We start from the raw sequence: 1,414 nt of genomic DNA, 5'->3' as shown, positions 1-1,414 counted from the left end.
GCCTTAAGGATCTTCGCACGAAGGCGTTACGACCACTTCTTGCCATGACCATTACATCCGTTCTTCTATCAGTCATTACGTATTTCACGATGTAACTAATCATTATTAGGAGGTTTACAAATGGAAAAAATTTTATTTGCTACAGATGGCTCGACTTATTCCGAGCATGCCGCAAAAATGACGGGGGAATTCTTAGAAGCTTGGCCAAATGCAACATGTATCGTGCTTTACGTTTCGGCAAAGGAAAATTACGCCTATGATTTAGCACCGGAAGCAGTTGACCGATTTGAAGAAGAACTTAGTAGCCGTATTGAAAAACAAATCATAGAGGGTGTACTTTCCAATTGGAAAGAACGACTTCTATTTAGTCATCAAACAGGGCATCCCAGTCGAACAATTTGTAATGTTGCTCAATCGGAAAAAGTTGATCTTATTGTATTAGGAAGTCATGGAAGAGGAGCCATAGATCGAGCGCTATTGGGAAGTGTGGCACATGGTGTACTGCACCGTTCCCAAATCCCTGTATTAATCGTAAAAAAATAAGTTACATCATTGTATCCCATACAAAAAAAGAGATGTAATAAATGCTACCAAAGGAGGTGGTTTCAGCATATCACCAAACTTAGTAAACAATAATTTTTTACAAAGGTGGTTAATAAAATGGGAAGAGTAAAAGGGAAAATCGCCCTTGTAACTGGTGGGGCTTCTGGTATAGCGTTGTCCTCTGCGACATTGTTGGCGAAAGAAGGAGCAAAGGTTGTAATTGCCGATTATAATACTGATGGCGCGAAAAATGCCAGGATTGGCGATTTCCTCCATCGTCGCCCATCCTGCTTATGAATATATTTTTGATTATACGGGAAGTTATACTCCGGCTTTATATGCTATTGTCGTGATGTTGGTTATTAATATTGTTTGTATCTTTATCTCCTTCAATGGGAAAAAGAAATTAGAACAAGCAGGTTTTTGGAATTAAAGTTTATATTGAGGAGTGAAGAGTAATGGGGAAATTGGAAAATAAAGTCGCAATTATTACTGGTGGTGCTTCAGGTATCGGCGAAAAGATGGTAGATTTATTTAGCAAGGAAGGTGCGATTGTCATTGCCGCAGATATTAATGAAGCTGCACTTGAAAAAGCAAGCCAAAAAGAAAACGTTTATGGAATGAAACTAAATGTTGCATCTGATGATGACTGGGCAGCATTAACCAAAGAAGTAAACGACCGTTTCGGAAAAATTGACATTCTTATTAACAACGCTGGGATTTCATCAGAAAAGCCTTATACAGAAATCAATCTGGATGATTGGCAAAAGATGCTATCAATTAATGGATTTGGCCCATTTGCTGGAATGAAGCATGTTGCACCCTATATGATGGAACAAAAGAATGGTGCTATTGTCAACATATCTTCTTA

General features: G+C 38.5%; 4 protein-coding genes. All 4 read left to right on the top strand.

Annotation, left to right across the window (positions count from 1 at the left end; genetic code table 11):
• Window positions 1-120: 120 nt before the first annotated feature.
• A complete protein-coding gene (locus tag ACFVFQ_RS38745; protein WP_063262616.1) occupies window positions 121-543 on the top strand; it encodes a universal stress protein in 423 nt (140 codons plus the stop codon).
• Window positions 544-660: 117 nt separating this feature from the next.
• Window positions 661-840, top strand: a complete 180-nt coding sequence (locus ACFVFQ_RS38740; RefSeq protein WP_063262615.1) for an SDR family NAD(P)-dependent oxidoreductase — start codon at window positions 661-663, stop codon at window positions 838-840.
• Window positions 782-976, top strand: coding sequence for a hypothetical protein (locus ACFVFQ_RS38735; RefSeq protein WP_140419811.1), 195 nt, complete (start codon window positions 782-784; stop codon window positions 974-976). The genes ACFVFQ_RS38740 and ACFVFQ_RS38735 overlap by 59 nt, the downstream gene beginning before the upstream one ends.
• A 25-nt stretch (window positions 977-1,001) precedes the next feature.
• A partial coding sequence (locus ACFVFQ_RS38730; protein WP_383425418.1) for an SDR family NAD(P)-dependent oxidoreductase occupies window positions 1,002-1,414 on the top strand: 413 nt, incomplete at its 3' end.

This window comes from Streptomyces sp. NPDC057743 (genome assembly GCF_042798755.1).
Lineage (GTDB): Bacteria > Actinomycetota > Actinomycetes > Streptomycetales > Streptomycetaceae > Streptomyces.
The sequence above is the reverse complement of the archived record's forward strand: the minus strand, read 5'-3'. Positions and strand labels throughout refer to the sequence as shown.